The organism is Planctomycetia bacterium, assembly GCA_015075745.1.
In the GTDB taxonomy this organism is placed as follows: domain Bacteria; phylum Planctomycetota; class Phycisphaerae; order UBA1845; family UTPLA1; genus UTPLA1.
This window is the reverse complement of sequence record JABTTW010000002.1, coordinates 205,157-223,066: the sequence shown is the minus strand read 5'-3', so window position 1 is coordinate 223,066 and position 17,910 is coordinate 205,157. Positions and strand designations below refer to the sequence as shown.

The following is a 17,910-nucleotide window of genomic DNA, read 5'->3' as shown; positions in this document are numbered from 1 at the left end:
TCGTTGGATTGCCCGGGTTCGATTCTCCGCCGGTTTCCGTTATTCTCAAGCTTCGCGGATTCAGGTGGATGCAGGCTTGCGAGTCTGGTTCGATCGGCCTTAGAGTCTCGGTAGGTAAGAGGAGCGTCAAGTTGCAGTCCGCGCCGATCAAAACAAAGCAGAGTCCGCAGGCCCATGTGACAGATCGCTCCACCATCAAAGCCGAAGCACCTGTAGAGCCTGCGTCTCGCGATGCATCCCAAATCCGTGCTCGCGAAGCTGTCGTAAGCAATCCATCAGCCGTCAATCCCACCGATCCGTGTTTATCGCTGCAGGCATTCCTGGTTCTCGACATGATGACCCGCGTCGTCATCTGGGGGAGCTCGATCGCTTTTGCGACGATGCTGATGACCGCTTTGAAATGGTGGCCGCCGACGGGTTTGGTCGGTGCAGGTCCCGCCGAGGCCTGGGCCTGGGGCGGCGCGATCGTCCGATGGACGCTCATTTTCAACATGATCTATGTCGCTGAATTGGCGCTGCTTCGCTTGCCCATCCCACAGCCCAAGCAGGGAATTTATTCGACGACCAGTCCGCCCGACATTCGCACTCACCGCGGGCGTCAGCTCATCTGGTCGTGCATGATCGCCGTACTCACCAAGGCCAGATACGAGGCCCCGTTTCCCGGTTTTCTGGTCTTTCACATTGCGAACATTCCGCCCATGCGATGGATCATGGGACGAGTATTCGGGCCGAAGTCGAAGTCCTGTTATGTGACCGACCCGATCATTCTGGATCCGCACCTCGTCGAAATCGGTCGAAACGTGGTCCTGGGCTCCGGTTGCAACATCGCCGGTCACTGCCAGATGCCGGGCATCGTCGTGGTGCGCAAGACGGTGATCGAAGACGACGTGGTCATCGGGGCCAACTCCACGATCTTCGGCGGCGTCCACGTTCACCGCGGGGCGGTCATTGCCGCCGGCTCCGTGGTGGCCCCGTTTACAACGGTCGGGCCGGGCGAATACTGGTCCGGCGTGCCTGCCGTGAAAAAAGCAAACGCACCTGCTTCGACCGTACCACCGGCCGCGCCAAAAGGTTGAGCGTGCGGGACCGGTTACCGCCCCGTCACCAGGGCCACTCCCAGCGAATCGTCTTCGTGTTCGCGGATTGAATCTCGGGCGGCGTGCGGCCCATGTCTTTGAACAGATCGGGCGTTTCCGCGATCCACTTGCGCCAGGCCTTCGGGTCGTGATGGTGGGTCTGGCCGGTCAGAGCGATCAGGGCCCGCTCCGCGGCGTGCTGGAGCGCGAAATCGTCTTCCTCCATGACGTCCACCAGCGCCGAGGGGATCGGCGGCTCGGGAAAATATGACAGAGCTTCCATCGCCGTCAGCCGAACATTGCGATCCTTGTCGACTGCCATCCTTTCGAGGAGCACCTGGACGATTTTGCCTCGCTGCGACTCTTCGTACGAATACCGTTCAATCACGAACAGCACCAGCTTCGCGGCCTCCCAGCGAACGGCCCCCGGAGCCGCCCGCGTGCCTTCGATGCGCTCCGATTCACTGGAGAGAATGTTAAGCGCGGTTGGAACCTGTTCCGCCCCCGACGCGGGCACCATCGCGGCGATCGCCGCACAGCGAACGGCGGCATTCACATCCGTTCGCGCAATCGTATCGAACACCTTCATCGCCCATTCGGTCTTGCCGTCGCGGCTGTTGGCCAGCCCGATGACGCCCCGCCGCCGCTCATCCCCGGACTGTCCCTCCAGCGCCATATCCAGATAGTCCTGGCTCGTCTTCGGCTTCTTGAACCACTTACCGTCACTGCGCGATGACGAGCAACCGGTCGTGCTTAATGGAGCCATCACCGCGACCACGATCAACAGCAACCCGAACGGCCGGACGGCATTCGACACGCCGCCGCGCAAGGATACTCGTTGATCCCTGCTCCAAAGCGAGCGCGAGTCCGGTTGCCCCCAGCGCGCCGATTCAGGCATGTGACGGTGCGGGCTCGTAAGCATGTGATAGAAACTGCTCATTGGATATCCAGGTTACGTCCACTACGGGATGGTCGAGAAAACGCTGCCCCAGTTCCTTGAATCTTTGCGGATTGTCACTCACGTAGCAAGTCAGCGACCCCGGTCCCGGCTCCTCATTCAACATCTCACGGGCGCGAAGCCGTTCGACCACCCCGGCGGCGCACTGCTCGCCGCTGTCGACGAGCTGGATATTGGGGCCTACAAACTCCGCGATCGCGGTCTTAAGCAGCGGATAATGCGTGCAGCCGAGAACAATCACCCCAGGATCGAGATGCATGAGCGGAGTCAGATAGTCGGCAATGACTGACCGAGTAATGGGATCCTCCGGACGCCGGCCTTCCTCGACAATCGGGACGAAAAGCGGGCAGGCCCTCTGCAGGACGAGCGACCCGGAATTGTACTTTTCCATGGCCTTGCGATAGGCGTCTGACGCGATGGTCGCCTCCGTGGCGATCACGGCGATCGAGTGCCCCCGCGCGAGAAAGACCGCCTGCTTCGCGCCGGGCTCAACTACGCCGATGACCGGAATGGGCAGCGCGGCTTCCAAGTCCTTCAGGGCCACGGCACTGGCGGTGTTACATGCGACGACGATCATCTTCGGGTCGAACCTGCGAAGAAAATCGCAGATTTCGTGCGAGAATCGGGTAATCGTCTGATTGCTCTTGATGCCGTAGGGCACCCGCGCCGTATCGCCGAAATAGACGATCCGCTCATTGGGGAGCCGGCGTCGCAGCTCCCGGACGACTGTAAGCCCGCCGATTCCCGAATCGAACACACCGATGCATCGCGCGTCACCACTCATGTTCGTCACTTCCCTGTGAGGAGAACATCCAACCGGCACTCGGGCGGTTTGTCGCACCGACGCCGGAATGATTGACTGCCCATGCCCAGAAAGCACGAGGCCTGTATAGTATCGTCCGTGTGAAGGATTCTCAAAACTGATGATGGGGTCCGATTGCGGCGCAGCGGGAAAATCCGCTAGAATCTGTACCCGGCACTTACACCACAGGAGCACCGAGCCATGGATGGTGGTTCCACGACGATTACCGATATGGACGAGCAAACCCGCAATCCTGACGAACCGGGCGATCCGGCAATGGCGGACGGCACGGACTCGATGGAGTCGCAGTCGGACGAGGCGGTGCAGATCGAGCCGCGCCGCGTCGTCGAGGCGATTCTCTTTGCCTCTGATTCTCCCATCCCCGCGACAAAGGTGACCTCGATTCTGGGTGTGGGCAACGCCCGGGACGTCCGCGACCACGTCGTCTCGCTCAACGATGAATACGCCGATCGCGGGATGTCGTTCCGCATTTCCGAGATCGCCGGTGGGTTTCAGATGCTCACCCTGCCCGCCTACAACACTTGGCTGACCAAGCTGCTGCGCGCCCGGCAGGAGACCAAGCTCTCCGGTGCGGCCTTGGAGTCGCTGGCCGTCGTGGCCTACAAGCAGCCCTGCACCCGGGCGGACGTCGAGGCGGTTCGCGGCGTGGCGGCTGGGGAGATGCTCAATCGCCTGCGCGAGATGAATCTCGTCAAGATCGTCGGCAGGGCGGAAGACCTGGGCCGACCGATGCTCTACGGAACGACCAAGCGATTTCTTGAGGTGTTCGGACTCGCGTCGCTGGAGGACCTGCCGCAGGTTGAGGCGCTTTCCGGCGGCGCATCGGCGACCACGCTCAAGCCGCGACCGGTCCATGATGAGGCTTCAGCGGACATTGAACCAGCCGATGCCGCGCCGCGATTGTCGATCGTCGAAGGCGACGACGACTCCGCCGAATCGGATGCCGACGAGTCCTGATTCCCGCCGATCAGTCTCCACCCGTGTAATCCAGATGCGCGCATAAAAAAAGGAAAGGCCCCCGTCGTTAGCGGAGGCCTCCCCTGAAAGTGCACAATTCGATCTTCGGCGAGTTACGGCGCCGTGGTAAACGTGAACACACCGCCCGCCGTCGTGCCGGATCCATTCACGGCATCGACTCTCCAGAGATACGTCGTGTTCGGTGTCAACATACCAGGGTTGAATACCCGATTGGTCTGCCTGCCCTGGTACGTCAGGCTTGTCGTCGTTGCGACGGCGATCTGGTCGCCGGGCGGCAAGGCCCCGTTGGCTGCCTGCGATACGAAATAGACGTCATACTCTTCGGCGCGGTCAGCGCTCGCCCACGTCAGCGACGTGCTCGTGCTCACCATCGTGGCGCCGTTCAGCGGACTCGGACCGCTGATGAGGCCGGGCGGCGCCAGGGTCGTGTACCGCCATGTGTCGCCCTTGGTGACGGGCGCTCCGCCGGATGCGACCGTGTCGATCCGCCAGTAGTACAGCGTATTCGCCGTGATCGCCATCACCGAGGCAGGATCAAACAAGGTGCCCGACTGCTGGCCTCGGTACTCCGCGCTCGCGGTCGTAGCGTTTGTCACGGCCGAGAGACTCGTTCCGAAATATACATCGTGCATGTCGGCGCCGATGCCGGCCGTCCACTCGAGAATCTCATCGACTTCCACCCCCGTGGCCATGTTGGCCGGAGCGGGATTGGTCGCCTTCCCCAGGATGGTGGTGAACATCCAGACGTCACCGTGCGTGATGTTCGTGCCGACCTTTTCGTCAATACGCCAGAAGTAGGCAGTGTTCGCAACCAGATCACCCGGTGGGTCGAACGTTGTGCCTGCCTGGCTGCCGCGGTAGATGCTGGGCGTCAGCGGCGTGGCGGTGGTGACATCACCAAGGCTGGTGCCGAAGTACACGTCGTGGCTGGTCGCGCCGGCCCCTGCGGTCCAGCTCACGGCCGCCGTGAGGGCCGAACCACTGCCACCATTGGCAGGAGTAGGATTAATTGCCTTGCCGGGGCCCGTGGTAAACGTCCATACCGTCCCGGTACGAACACCACCCGTGCCGACTTCATCGATGCGCCAGAAGAACGGCGTATTGGAGGCAAGAGCTGACACCACGCCATCGGGCGGGTTGAAGAACGTCGTTCCAACCGGCAGATTGCCCTTGAACTCAACAGAGTCCTCGTTGGCATTGGCGACGGCGGTTGAAGATGTACCGAAGTAGACATTGTGTGAGAGCGTATTCGCGCCCGCGGTCCAGTTGAGGACAACGTCGGCCGCAACGGAGTTCGCGTTGTTGGCGGGCATCGGCATGGTGGCCAGGTTGGGCATCAAGCCGGTTCGGAACGTGAAGATCGGGCCTTCCTGCCGGCCGCCGGGCCCCATGGCATCGACCGTCCAGAAGAAGTTGGTATTGGCCGCGATCGCCGGCATGATGTCGTGCATCGTCGCCGCCGGTCCAAGTGTCGCCACTCGGGCCGATGCGTTTCGCGTGACCACCTGACTCTGATTGGTGCTGAGGAAGACCTCAAAGCTCGTCAGCGGTCCGCCGCCGACGCCGGCCATCCACATCAATGTCGATTCAACGTCCTGATCCAGCGACAGATTCGCCGGAGCCGTCAGCGTCACCGCCGCCGGGAAGTCCGCCGTTTTGAACGTGAAGACCATGCCCATTGTCGTGCCGCCGGGCCCGAGCGTGTCGATGCGCCAGAAGTAGTCCGTATTCGTGAACAGCGTTGACGGCGTGAAGTTCTTGCTGGTTCGATTGCCCAGGAACTCGGGGCTGTTTCGATCGGCCAGTGCGACGTCGATCGGATCGACGCCGAGATACACGTCGTAGCTCTCGATGCTCGCGGCCCCGTTCCACGTCAGGACCGTGCTGATATTGATATCCACCGACGTATCCGCCGGATTCGGGTTGGTGATCATCGGAGGCGGCGCGCGCGTGGTGAAGGCCCAGACATCGCCGGCCGTCGTGCCGCCCGGACCCTTCTCATCGACGCGCCAGAAGTACTGCGTGCTGCCGATCAACTCCCCGTCGATCAGCGCAGCCATATCCTCCGGATCAAACATCACGCCGGTCTGATTACCCTTGAAGATGTCGGGCGTATCGACGGTCGCCGCCGCCACGTCGCCCATGTTCGTGCCGAAATACACGTCGTGGCTCGTCGCACCCGTGCCGGCGACCCACTGCAGGACCTGGTCCACTCGGGCATTCATCGAGCCGTTCTGCGGAACAGGCGTCTTGGCCTTGGTCGGCGCCGCAACGGTGGTGAACTTTCTCACGGTTCCCTTGGTGATGCCGACCGAATTGACCTCGTCGATGCGCCAGAAGAAAGTCGTGTTCGCGGCAAGTCCGCCGGGATCGAAACTGGTCGTGGTCTGATTGCCCTTGAAGTTCGCCGCGTCCGAATCGGTCGCGTTAGTCACCGCCGTCTCACTCGTGCCGAGATACACATCGTGACTGGTCGCGTTGGAGCCCGCGGTCCAGGTCAGCTTGGTATTGACCGCCACGTTGGTGGCATTATCGACTGGGTTCGGGCCGAGAATCTGACCGGGAAGATCGGTGGGAAGCGGTCCGCCCGGATTGTTGCCCGATGGCACCACCTTGGCAAGGCCGTTGATCTGTTCGACGTTGCCCTGCGCATCAAAGACGAACGCCGTCACCTGAAAGTCTCCGGTGCCGACGTACAGATGCGTAATGGTCGTTCGATTCGCTGCCCCGGCGACAAAGCCTCCGCCGTCACCGAACACCCAGTTCACCTTGGCGACGGCGGACGGATCGGTCACCGCCGACTCGATGCTGAATGCGACAGTGTGATCGGGCTGATCAAACAACTGAAGCGAGGTGATCGTGCCGAACGGATTGAGCGTAACGCCCGTCCCGCAGGCAGCTCCGGAAAGAGCCGATCCCCAGGCAATGCATAGCACGATCGCGCATGTCTTTAACAACCTGGAACGAAACATCGAGACACCCTCCTACGGGCATGAGCCGCGAAGGCTCGATCCCGCTCTACGCAATTCATCCGGCGGACCCGGCATTCAAAAGCAATCGTGCAAGCAACAGCTCACCGATTTCGACGAACGCGGCGTACGACGCTTTGAATCGCGTAACAATGGATTGCGAGAATCCATTTCCCCCCCAATGCCGGTTGCCCTCATTGCAACAACCCTCGGCGAGACAACCCATGCAGGCACGGAATGCGGCCTGTCTGCCCACGCCGAGGCGGCAGCTTCGACAGAGTCTACGTCTCCAGTTTGGAGCAATCAAGGTTCTTTGGTGGCAAGTCTGAACAAACGGGGTGGTCCAAAAATGTCAGGATGCCGGTTTTGTTTGGCCATCACCTGTTCGACCGATTCGATTCTCGGTCCCGGCGAGCAATCGGCGGATGTTTTCCCGGTGGCGAATAAACACCAGCACGCTCAGGGTGGCCTGAAGGGCCAAAAGGGGGTAATGGACCGATAGCGGCCACGGAGCGAACCACGCCATGACCGTGTACCCCAGTGGCAGGAATACGGCGGCGGATAGGGACGCAAGCGACACGTATCCGCTGGCCTTCACGACGATGACCCATAAGGCAAAAGCCAGCAGGCCGGGCAAAGTCAGATATGGATAAATGCCCAGGATGACTCCCAGGGAAGCGGCCACGCCCTTGCCGCCTTGAAATCGCAGATAGATCGGAAAAATACTACCAACGATGCAGGACGCACCGCAGGCGAGCCAGACCCAATCCCTCATCGTCTCGGACTCGGAATGCGAAGACGCCAATTTCGCCGCGACGATGGACACCAAAGCGCCTTTGCCCAGATCGAGGATGAATACAAGTACCCCCCATTTCTTGCCCAGCACGCGACCGACGTTCGTCGCGCCGACGTTTCCGCTGCCTGCCTTGCGAAGGTCCACGCCGCGATGCCGGGCAATAATAAACCCGAAGGGAATCCCACCGACCAGGTAGGCTGCAACAAGGAGGGTCACCAGTTCTGATTGAGGCATCGCCGAGGTTCCGCTAGAAAAAGTTCCGCGACTCATTACGCGCTGCGCGAAGGGGCCCTTGTTTCCACCGATTCCCGGAAAATCGCGTCCAGCTCTTTAACATGCCGCTCCATGCTCAACTGCTCGCGCAGCTCCAGTGCCCGGGCGGACATCTTTCGGCGGAGGTCCTCATCGGCCAGCTCCCGAATGCGCCGCGCCCAGAGCCCGATGTCGTCGGGTGAATCAATCACGAAGCCCTCGCGCCCGTCGCTCATCACTTCCGCCGCTCCGTTGAATTTCGTCGTCAGGCACGGCAGACCGCAGGACAGCGCCTCGAGCACCACCCGGCTGCACGGATCGTAATAGGTCGGATGAACCAGGGCGTCGGCGCCATCCATGTATACCTGCGATCGTCTGCTGGGGCCGGTAAACGTGATGTGCCCGGACAGCCCCAGGCTTTCGATGCGACGCTGATATCCGACCGGGTTGTCGCGTCCGACGACGAGAATACGAAAGTCCCGGTACCCCGAGGTGACCAGGCGCGAGGCCGTCTCGATCAACGGTCCCAGCCCCTTGAGGCGAAAGTTGTGCGCGACAAAGAGCAGAACGAGCGATGAATCGGGAATCTGATGCTGTCTGTGGATTTCGCTCCGATGGGCCGCCTTTTCCGCAGGCGTGGGCAGTGGGATTCGCACGCCGTTGAACACCACCTTCACGCGGGGCGGCAATGCGCCGTAGATCCGTTCACATTGGCTTGCGACGTACTTCGACACCGCCAGGATTTTCACTTCGGGATTCTGAAACACTGCACGCTCAAGATCGAGCAGGCTGCGCTGCTTTATGTTCATCGCCAGCAGCGCCTGCTTCAGGAGTTGCCGCGGTCGCGACGACCGCGTGGCGACGTTACGCTCCAGCGTCTCGCCGATCAGTCCGCCGCGAGGCTGGTAGAAATCCGCCATCGCCAGCGGCGAAATGGCATGGATGATGTCGAAACGCTCCCGGCGCAGCAACTCGGTCGTGCGGCGCACGAACGCAGCCATCCGCAGCGGGCGAAGCAGCGTCGTCGCGGGAACCCGCCGAATGGTGATGTCCGGTGGGCCCACCGCGTTCGTCGCGGTGACCACGTGGACGTCGTGGCCCATCGCCGCCAGCAATCGGGCGATTTCCTGCGTGGAAGTTTCCGCCCCGCCTCGCCACGGCTCGAATCGTTCTATAACCAGTGCTATCTTCACGCGACCGTCAACTCACTCCATCAAATCATGCGCGATGCCGATCGTGCCGCGCCATCTTCAACACCCGACGCCGCACCCGCCCCATCGTCTGACGCAGCCGAAACTCCGACAGCCGGCCGTCATCCTCGCGGCAGTAATAGTACAGGAACCGAAGCCGGTCCGCCCGCGTGACCAGCGGATGGGGGCTGCTGTAGTCCAGTGCCGCCAGATCCTTGGTGACCCAGCGCTCCCGCATCAGCGGACGCTCGATCATCCGTGCCAGGTCGATGAGCCGTAGCGCAATGCGGCCGTCATCGCCGCGGCGCATGAAGACGTGACACAGGTACAAATCTCGATGAAAGTAATCGTGCTCGTGCAGCCGGCGCGCAACCAGCGCCAACTGGCGAATGATCTCGTGCCGGTCTCGCGCAGGCGGAATCGCGGAGGGGTCGGTCATGCATCGCTGTGCCAGCTTCTCCAGCGACTCGCCTGGAACCTCTTCCGTCAGAAAAAAGCTCTGCTCCTGAAGCGCGCCCCGCATCTGCAACCCCATCGCGATGCCCCGCATAGTCGCGATGCCGATATGACCGAGCCGCCGAATGAAGTCCGACTCCGCGCGGGCAGGTCCGCCCAGCCGCCGGTGCGCGATTAACTGGCTGAGCTGAAGACCGATGGGAGGGCGACGATATCGCTTGAGATAGCAAACGCATTGACCGCCCTCGGGCCGCTTCAATTCCAGACGGATTCGATCCCGATGGGCGTCGAGCCCGGGCTTGGTCAGCGACGCGCCGTTCGACATGGCGAAGACGTCGTCGATGGTCCCGAGCTGATTCGCCTCCAGCAGTTCCCGTCCCTCGCGCGTGGCCCAGATGCGCCCATGGCGAGTCGTGCTCAGCGAACGGGGATGCACAAAGTCATCCGGAAGGCGCGGCCGCAGCTCCCAGGCGCTGATGCCGGCCCGTCGCGATGAACGATCGACAGGCTTTTGAGTCGGCGCATCAAGCGCGACACGCCAGTAGCCCGCCACAAAGCAGAGGTAATCAGAGTAGTTGAGACGCGACGCCAGAAAGCTCTTTTCAAATCGCCGGAGGTCGGAACGGAACGGCTTGGTTATTTCCGGAATTCCGTCGGCGGAGTACTCGATCGCAGGGCGGCTCAGCCGCTGCATTCGCTCAACGTCGATAAGGGCGAATTGCCACCGTCGACCGCCGTCGACTTCGTCGGCCGCGTAAATGTGCTTCGCATGCATGTCCGGCCACGCAAATCGCTCGCGCTGCAGCCTGCCGACCAGCGAGCCGAGGGCGAAGACCAAGCGCCTCCTCGCCGCGCAACCCAATTCGCCGGGCCGATTGAAACCCTGAATAAACCAGTCCTCGAGGTTGTGCGCAATCGGCACCTCTTCGACGAGCAGAAAGGCCTTCTTCGGTACACCGAGCACGCGCTTTTCGCCGAAGGCCACGCGCCGCATGGCCGGAATGCCGGACGCCGTCAGTTCACCCAGCATCGTCCATTCCCGCGACGGCTGCGATTCGGCCCGTTGAAACCTAAGCAGCGGCCCATACGCGTGGCTCGCCGGCACGCGAAACACGCGCTTCAAGTAAAATCGCCGCGTAGTGCCGTTCTGCCCAATCTCCACGGGAACCGTCTCCCGAGCGGCATGTTTGCTCGTGGCCGGGGCGATCGACTTCATGCGCATGAAGTCTTCGAACTTCCGCAGCCCGGCCGCCGCAAGCAGCTCCGCAAATTCCGGTTCGATCCGGAGAATAGAACTCATCCGTCATTCCTCGGGCTCTTGATCTCGCGGTCGCGCAGAATCGTGCGGATCAGGGCGTGGTGGGATTCCGTCAACCGATCGACGCCGAAGTACGAGCGAAGCCAGAACAATTGATCCGTCGCGCTCAAAAATTGCCGCGCGTCCTTATGCAGCCCCGCAAGGTCGCGGATCATCCCGTGCCGCCGCATCAGCGACCACCGTCGAATGCCTCCGCGAACCGAGTCCATCAGATACACCTCAGGCCGCTCCGGATTCACCTCGCTCAGCACGATATTGCGCCATTGAAGGTCTATATGATAAAAACCCGCCGCGTGCATCCGGGCAACAGTCGCCGCCAGATCGAGCATCACCCTTCGGCAGCGCGAATCAAATCGCGCGCCGCGGCCCTTCGGTCGATGGCTGCGAACATAATCTTCGAGGTGCACGACCTTCGGCACCGACACAGTCAGAATAAATCCGTCCACAAGCACGCCAAACCGTCGCCGCGAACCAAAAACCGTCACCTCGGGAACCGCCACTCCGATGCGTCGCAGGATCGCATCATTCGCCGCCTCAATCGCCGGCTTGGCCCGTCCCAGTCGCACCCGCCACGGCCGTGACTCAAATCGATAGCATTTCAGGTAATGAACCGTCCCCTTGAGCGGGCCGCCGAGACTCAGCCTTCGCGTCGTCGTCAGTGAAGACGAATGGACCTGCTCCCCCAGCCGACAATTCACGAAGTCGTCATACGTGACAAACCCGCAGGCCTTCAGATCCGCCGCCGCACCGGCACTCGAAAATTCGACCCGCGCGCCGCGCCCTTCCCGCTGGATGTACCGACGTGGCATGAAGTTGGCTGAGGTGACACTTGATTCCATAGGCTAACGGGAGCGTTTCTCTCGATGAGTTTGTCGCGGCTCCTGCGATTCGGCCATCCACGCGAGTCCGGGCTACGTCGTCCGTGCGACCGAACGGATCGGCGGATCGAAAACCGAACCTCGCTCCAGCCGCAAGAGCTCTGAATCGCGAAATGTACTGGATCGCGTCTGCACCCGGCGAAGCCAGTTTCGGTCCTGCGGCCGCAGCGACTTGGTGTCCAGATACTCAAGTAAAAACCGCAACTGGTCCGACTTGCTGCAAAAGTCCGGCGCCAACACACCCAGCGCGGCGATGTCGTGAACGATGCTCTCCTGCCGCCGATGAGCGATGCGAATCCGCTTACCGACCGACGCGTCCAGAAAATAAAACTCAAACCGATCGCTGGGGATCGGGCGAATCAGCACATTCCGCCAGAACAGATCGCGATGAACGAAGCCCATCTCGTGCATGTGCCGCACCTGCCGGGCCAGCGATGTCAGAATCTCAATCCGCGCCCGCCGGGCATGTGGCGACGCCGACCGCTCGCCGAACGCCTGAATGAACGCCACCAGTGACATCGCGTCCGGCACGCTCTCCGTAATGAGAAAGCAGCTCCGCACAAAATGCAGAATCCGGCGCTCCCCAAAGGCAATCGGCCGTACGGCGTTGATCCCCAGCCGGCGCATCGCGGCCAGCGCCTTGAACTCGCTGCGCGCCCGCGACTGCTTGAAGAATGTCCCTCTCAACATGCCGCGAATGCGCTGCCGCCAGCGCGGATAGTGATAGCGCTTGACGAAGACCGTCGTGTCAGCCTCCTTGATCGCAAAACGAATGGTGTCGCTCGTACGGCTCCACGCCGCAAGGTGATCGCCCCGGCAGCGCAGCACCGCCTCAACGCTGTCGAGCTTCACGTCCCGAAGCAGCCCCCGAAAGGGCGGGTCTGCAAACATGAAGTCGCCCGTCATCATCGCTGCGCCCTCGTGACCGACTCGCGGGCACTACTCGCCTTGTCTCGCGCCGGCCCGATGCGCGCCGCCCAAAGCCGCTCCACCTCCGCGAAAACCTGATCGGCCGACAGGTCCACCATGCACTTGTGATGCTTCAGCGGGCAGACGCGCTCCATGCACGGCTGACACTCGAGACTCAGCTTCGCGATCCGCTCCCCGGCGTGACGCGTCTCCGTCCACGCCGGATCGCTCGAGCCAAACACCGTCACCACCGGCACGTCAAACGCCGCCGCGAAGTGTCGCGGACCCGTATCGTTCGTCACCAGAAGGCTCGCCCGCTTCACCAGCGCCTTAAGCGGCCCGAGTCCCAAGGGCGGCTCCACGAAAATATCAATAGGGCTCGTCGCCGCCGCCGCCAGCCGATCGGCGATCTCCTTCTCCTTCGGCGCCAGCGATGCCACCACTCGCGCCCCATATCGCTGCGTCATCATCGCGGCCAGCGCCGCATACTTCTCCGCGGGCCAGCACTTTGCCGAACCATAATTCGCCCCGGGATTCAGCACCACCAGTGGCGTCTCAGCATTCGCCGGACCGATGCGCCGATCCACCGCCGCCTCATCCTCCGACCCCGTCGCCAGCACCAGCCGATCGCCGGGCTCCCCGCAGCCCAGGTGCCGCGCGATCTCGTTGTAGTAGTCGAGCGCCGGCACCGGCGTGTAAGCCCCATTCTGCTTGACCGGCTTCAAGCCATCTGTGAGCAGCGAGCCCCGGCCATCGCGGGCATATCCGACGCGCCGCCGCGCCCCGGTCATCCACGCCAGCGCCGCCGATCGAAACGAATTGGTGAACAGAGCTGCCAGGTCGAAGCGGTCAGCCCGCAGCCGCCGCAGCAGCGCCAGATAGCCGCCCTCCGACTGCGTGTCCGGCCAGTACACGTTCTCGTCGGCCAGACCGCTGTGGGCCAGCACGTCCACGACGTAGCGCCGCATCAGGTGCACGATTCGGGCCTGGGGAAATGCCCGCCGTATGGCATTCATCGCCGCCGTGGCCATCACCACGTCACCGACCCAGTTGGGTACCGAGATGAGTATCGAGCGGGGCGTCATCAAGCAGGGGCCTTCCGTCTGTTGGCGGCACAAGTATAGCGTTAGCTTCACCTTGCGCTAACCGGCCGGGCCTCCGCTCCAACTGGCCGCCCACCCGCTTTACTGGACAACCCCCAGGAATCTCCTTACAGTAATTCAACTTACGCTTCGGTATCCACGCCGGGCTGGACGGTTGAAGAACGGTTGGTCGGGCTCCAGGAGATGGCTTGAAATGGGATTGATGTCGGGCAAGCGGGGCGTCGTGCTGGGCGTGGCCAATGATCACAGCCTGGCCTGGTACATCGCATCATACCTCCACAAGGAAGGCGCGGAGATCGCGTTCAACCATCTGCCGGGCGAGAAGATGGAGCGGCGGGTCAAGAAGCTGACCGACCCCATCGGGGCCAAGCTCGTCCTTCCCTGTGACGTCAGCTCCGATGAGGACGTCGAGACTTTCTTCAACAAGGTCCGCGACAGCTACGACCAGATCGACTTCCTGGTCCACGCCGTCGCCTTCGCCAATCGCGACTGCCTCACCAACCGGTTCTGGGAAACCCGCCGGGAGGATTTCAAGCAGGCCATGGACATCAGTTGCTACTCGCTGATCTCCGCCTGTCAGAAGGCGTTCCACATGTTCCGCGAGGGCGCATCGGTCCTCACGCTCAGCTACCTCGGCTCGGTCAAGTTTATCCCCGGTTACAATGTCATGGGCGTCTGCAAGGCCGCGCTGGAGAGCACGGTTCGCTATCTCTCGGCCGACCTCGGCGACCTTCGCCGCGTGCGCGTCAACGCGATCAGCGCCGGCCCCTGCCGGACGCTCAGCTCGGCCGGCATCGGCGGCTTCGACAAGATCCTCGACCACTACCCGACCAAGAGCCCGTTGCGGCGGAATATCGAGTCGGAGGAAGTCGGCAAGTCCGGCCTCTATCTGGTCAGCGACCTGTCCAGCGGCGTGACCGGCGAGATCCACTACGTGGACGCCGGCTACAACATGGTCGGCTGGTAGCGGCGCGGTTTTTTCACAATTCGCCATTTTTTCAGTTGAGCATCCGACGTTTGCGACGGGAACCTCCGCGCGCCCGCGGTGCATTTCGCGATGAACTCGCCTCGTTTTTCGAAGAGTCCTTAACGAAGAGCCCCGGACTTCAGTCCGGGCGGCTCCACATCCACCAGCGGCTCCCATTCGCGTACAAAACGCCTCCAAACTCAAGGTGACATAAGGTGACACAAGCCTCGCGGAAATTGTGCCAACGCATGTGGCGGTCGCGAGTTGGGGCGGTACGACTTTTAGGTGGTTTTTTTGAAAGTGCGCGTGAAAACCGGAATCTGAATTTCGTGGATTTGTTGTCTGCGTGCCAACCATGACGGTATCGCCTCCCGCATGTCTACACTTGCTCGTCGTTCGCGCCTTTTGAGTTGGTTTGCAGCGATCTGGGAGAAGTTCGGATCGGTCCTGCGGGTGCGTATTGAGCCCCGTTCACGGGGCTTTCCCGAAGGGCTCTTAGACCGGTCCTTTAGGGCCGGGCTCGATTGCGAGGGAAACACTCTCCCACCCCCCGCCGGTGCCGCACTTCGTTAATCCTCGAAACATCATGAGCGCGGCATCGGCGGGGGGTGGGAGAGCGGGGGCAGACCAATGGCGTCGGGCTCGGTCGACCGGGGCTCAAGCCCCGGCCTAATGGCCCTTCGGGAAAGGCCGTTGAAACGGCCTGATAAGGACGGGTTTCGAGGAACGGCATGAGAGTCAATAAAAGTAGAATGTCCCTGAGGTCATCCGCGCCGAGCGCGATGTTCACAAGAGTCCGCACCAAGTGCATTGATCAGAAGCGCCCGAACCGAGCGTGTTTTCCAACTGCGCCGGCGCCGGGCACAACCCCGGCCCGGAGGGCCAACGATGGTTGCCAGTGGGCTTCGAGCCACTGGTTAGCGAGCCCAACCACACCCTTCTTTTTTTCCTACCGCCCGGCAGGGTGGACGAGGGCTGGTCATCCAGGTTCGTCCGTCCTCCGGACGGGAAAGACTTGGGGCGCCAGGGTCCAGTGATTGAAATCACTGGCAACCATCGTGCGCCCTGCCGGGCGAATACAAGCGCCATCATTTCGATCCACTACAGGGCGAATGCCCAGATAGAGTGCGCCCATCCCGACGAAAAAAACCTCTCGGCCCGATCCGTGTTCGCCGTGAATTGCGAATAATCTCCGCAATAAGGCGCGCACGGGGAGCAAGGATTCGCTGATGGGGATCAATCCACCCACGCCCCGTGAGGTAGCGCCCGATGTCACCGGTACCGACAATCCCAACCGCAAGGCTCAGTCCCCAAACCTACAGCCTAAAGCCTACCGCCTGAGCCGCGAGCCGTCTTGTTACCCTCGAATACGCAGTCGATCAGCGTCACGGCAGGCGTGGGAACCAGCATCGTCACGCTTCCGCTGATGTACATGCCTCCGCCGTGATTGTCGCCGCCAGTTTCAAGCGTCGACTGATTATCTTCAAAGCGACACCCGGTCACGGTCGTTTCAGCCATGTTGCTGATAAACGCGCCGCCGCCCGGCGTGCCGGCTTTATTATTGATGAACTGGCAATTGTTCAGGACAAGCGTCCCCTGAGCAGAGGACGAAAGCGGAGCCCAGAGTCCTGCACCTCGGCCGTTTCCGGCGGTGCATTCATTGTCGCGAATAATGCAGTTGAAAATGCGCGGACTTGAATTCGCGCCCGAGATATAAATACCCGCACCACTGCGATCGACGCCAGCCGTTCCGCCTCCGAAACCCGCCGAAAAACCGTCGCGGATCGTGAAGCCGTCGAGGCGGGTTCTGTCGCCAACTCCGCTGGCGGTGACAACGTGATAACAGTTGTCAGTCGCCAAACTAGGCGTACCTATGTCGCCGCTGAGAATGGTTTCGTTGTTCACAAAATCTCTGGCGTCCCGCGTCGATTCATTGCCGACGAATCCACCGTAAATAGCTACATTGCTATTCAATGTAAACGTGCTTGTTCGCGCCATGCCGGGCTTGTACGGCGTACCAGACATTGATGCGACCCAAACCTCATCGTCATCCGTCGAGTCGTCGATTGCGGTCTGAAGATCGGTATACGCTTGATCCCAACTGGACCCATCATGCGGAGTGCCGGTTGCATCCGTCTTGACTCGGCGAACTGTTGCCTCGGCAATCTGCCCGACAATCAGAAACAAGATGCAGACGACAGGTAAATAACCATTGATTCGATTCGACATGAAATTACTCCTTTCAAAGGTAGGTAGCCCATCTCTCCGGTGACAGAACTATGCACCGAGAGACCGAATAAAGCAAAAGTTTGAGGGACTATTTCGCACTTTCTTGAACTCCCGCAGCCTTATGCAATAGAATTGCTACCGAGTGATGAGCCCTCAGCACGGAACAACCATGCGAAAAATTCTTCAACCGGCACTGCTCGTCTTAATTACATTAAGTCCCTTTTCCGTTTCCGCGCAAGCCGATTTGATCGTTGACTCATGGTCCATCGGTGCCGGGATTTCCGATTTGGCTGGACAGGAAGGAGTCCATTTTTCTACCGTCGTTAATCCCTTCCAGAATTCTCATTCGGTGAGCTATCGAAACTCCAATATTTCTGCCTCCTACGACATTGGCTGGCTTCTCGACGAGGCTCATTTCGACATCACGACGGCTCATCACTTGGCGCAGCTTGATGGCGAGACGATCACCTCCGGCCGCATGTATTTCACTCCTTCCGTCGACTCGATCGTTACCTTCACGGGCAGTTGGCAGTACGCGTGGCCCAGCACCGTTCTTGGAAACACACACTTTTTCTGGGGGATATCCGACCTCGACCACGACATCGGCATCATCGGAGACTCGCGCACTGGCGGGAATGTCGGCGTCGGCTCGCCGTTTGGCTCATGGACGTCCAACGGAACAGGCCTGCTGATGGCCAACCAGCAGTATTTCCTCTTTTACTCGGCCACGACACGCAACTTCGACCCCACGCCGCCCGGGACTTTCGGCGAGGCGTCCGGCGAATTCCACTTCACCATCAAGCCCATCCCCGAGCCCGCCGCCGCGTTGCTGCTCGCGCTGCCGCTCCTCACCAAGCGCTCCCGCCGCCTGCGCTAGCCGCATATCGCACCGCCCATCCCGACGAATAATCCTCTCGGCCTGACCCGTGTTCGCTGTGAATTGCGAATAATCTCCGCAATATGGCGCGCACGTGGAGCAAGATTCATTCATGGAGATCAATGTCCATG

14 protein-coding genes are annotated in these 17,910 nt (G+C 61.3%); 4 read left to right on the top strand and 10 right to left on the bottom strand.

Annotated features, from left to right (window positions below):
* The first annotated feature begins 380 nt into the window (after positions 1 to 380).
* Entirely contained in the window at positions 381 to 1,076 is a 696-nt protein-coding gene (locus HS101_14465) for a hypothetical protein (protein MBE7507471.1), read from the top strand.
* Positions 1,077 to 1,101: 25 nt separating this feature from the next.
* Here HS101_14465 and HS101_14460 read toward each other — a convergent pair whose 3' ends face one another.
* Complete coding sequence (locus HS101_14460; protein ID MBE7507470.1) at positions 1,102 to 1,974, bottom strand: HEAT repeat domain-containing protein; 873 nt, start codon at positions 1,972 to 1,974, stop codon at positions 1,102 to 1,104.
* Positions 1,967 to 2,818, bottom strand: a complete 852-nt coding sequence (locus tag HS101_14455) for a glutamate racemase (GenBank protein ID MBE7507469.1) — start codon at positions 2,816 to 2,818, stop codon at positions 1,967 to 1,969. The genes HS101_14460 and HS101_14455 overlap by 8 nt, the downstream gene beginning before the upstream one ends.
* A gap of 219 nt (positions 2,819 to 3,037) precedes the next feature.
* Here HS101_14455 and scpB point away from each other — a divergent pair, with 219 nt between their 5' ends.
* Positions 3,038 to 3,814, top strand: coding sequence for an SMC-Scp complex subunit ScpB (gene scpB, locus HS101_14450; GenBank protein ID MBE7507468.1), 777 nt, complete (start codon positions 3,038 to 3,040; stop codon positions 3,812 to 3,814).
* Between the two features lie 113 nt (positions 3,815 to 3,927).
* On the opposite strand, the gene HS101_14445 is transcribed toward scpB, so the two are convergent.
* The 7 genes from HS101_14445 to waaF form a co-directional block, all read right to left on the bottom strand.
* Complete coding sequence (locus tag HS101_14445) at positions 3,928 to 6,807, bottom strand: PKD domain-containing protein (GenBank protein MBE7507467.1); 2,880 nt, start codon at positions 6,805 to 6,807, stop codon at positions 3,928 to 3,930.
* 349 nt (positions 6,808 to 7,156) lie between these two features.
* Positions 7,157 to 7,834, bottom strand: a complete 678-nt coding sequence (gene plsY / locus HS101_14440; GenBank protein MBE7507466.1) for a glycerol-3-phosphate 1-O-acyltransferase PlsY — start codon at positions 7,832 to 7,834, stop codon at positions 7,157 to 7,159.
* Positions 7,835 to 7,869: 35 nt separating this feature from the next.
* Positions 7,870 to 9,045 (bottom strand): glycosyltransferase family 4 protein, encoded by a 1,176-nt coding sequence (locus tag HS101_14435; protein MBE7507465.1) that lies wholly within the window; start codon positions 9,043 to 9,045, stop codon positions 7,870 to 7,872.
* 25 nt (positions 9,046 to 9,070) lie between these two features.
* Positions 9,071 to 10,798, bottom strand: a complete 1,728-nt coding sequence (locus HS101_14430) for a hypothetical protein (GenBank protein MBE7507464.1) — start codon at positions 10,796 to 10,798, stop codon at positions 9,071 to 9,073.
* Entirely contained in the window at positions 10,795 to 11,625 is an 831-nt protein-coding gene (locus HS101_14425; protein ID MBE7507463.1) for a hypothetical protein, read from the bottom strand. The genes HS101_14430 and HS101_14425 overlap by 4 nt, the downstream gene beginning before the upstream one ends.
* Before the next feature lie 102 nt (positions 11,626 to 11,727).
* On the bottom strand, positions 11,728 to 12,603 hold the full coding sequence (locus tag HS101_14420; protein MBE7507462.1) for a hypothetical protein: 876 nt from the start codon (positions 12,601 to 12,603) through the stop codon (positions 11,728 to 11,730).
* Positions 12,600 to 13,691 carry a lipopolysaccharide heptosyltransferase II gene (gene waaF / locus HS101_14415; protein ID MBE7507461.1) on the bottom strand — a complete coding sequence of 364 codons (1,092 nt, stop codon included), beginning with the start codon at positions 13,689 to 13,691 and terminating at the stop codon, positions 12,600 to 12,602. Before waaF ends, HS101_14420 begins: the two co-directional genes overlap by 4 nt.
* A 208-nt stretch (positions 13,692 to 13,899) precedes the next feature.
* Between waaF and HS101_14410 the strand changes: the two genes are divergently transcribed.
* On the top strand, positions 13,900 to 14,673 hold the full coding sequence (locus tag HS101_14410) for an enoyl-ACP reductase (GenBank protein ID MBE7507460.1): 774 nt from the start codon (positions 13,900 to 13,902) through the stop codon (positions 14,671 to 14,673).
* Between the two features lie 1,323 nt (positions 14,674 to 15,996).
* Here HS101_14410 and HS101_14405 read toward each other — a convergent pair.
* On the bottom strand, positions 15,997 to 16,902 hold the full coding sequence (locus HS101_14405; protein ID MBE7507459.1) for a right-handed parallel beta-helix repeat-containing protein: 906 nt from the start codon (positions 16,900 to 16,902) through the stop codon (positions 15,997 to 15,999).
* A 349-nt stretch (positions 16,903 to 17,251) separates the two neighbouring features.
* Here HS101_14405 and HS101_14400 point away from each other — a divergent pair, with 349 nt between their 5' ends.
* Complete coding sequence (locus tag HS101_14400) at positions 17,252 to 17,779, top strand: hypothetical protein (GenBank protein ID MBE7507458.1); 528 nt, start codon at positions 17,252 to 17,254, stop codon at positions 17,777 to 17,779.
* Positions 17,780 to 17,910: the final 131 nt, after the last annotated feature.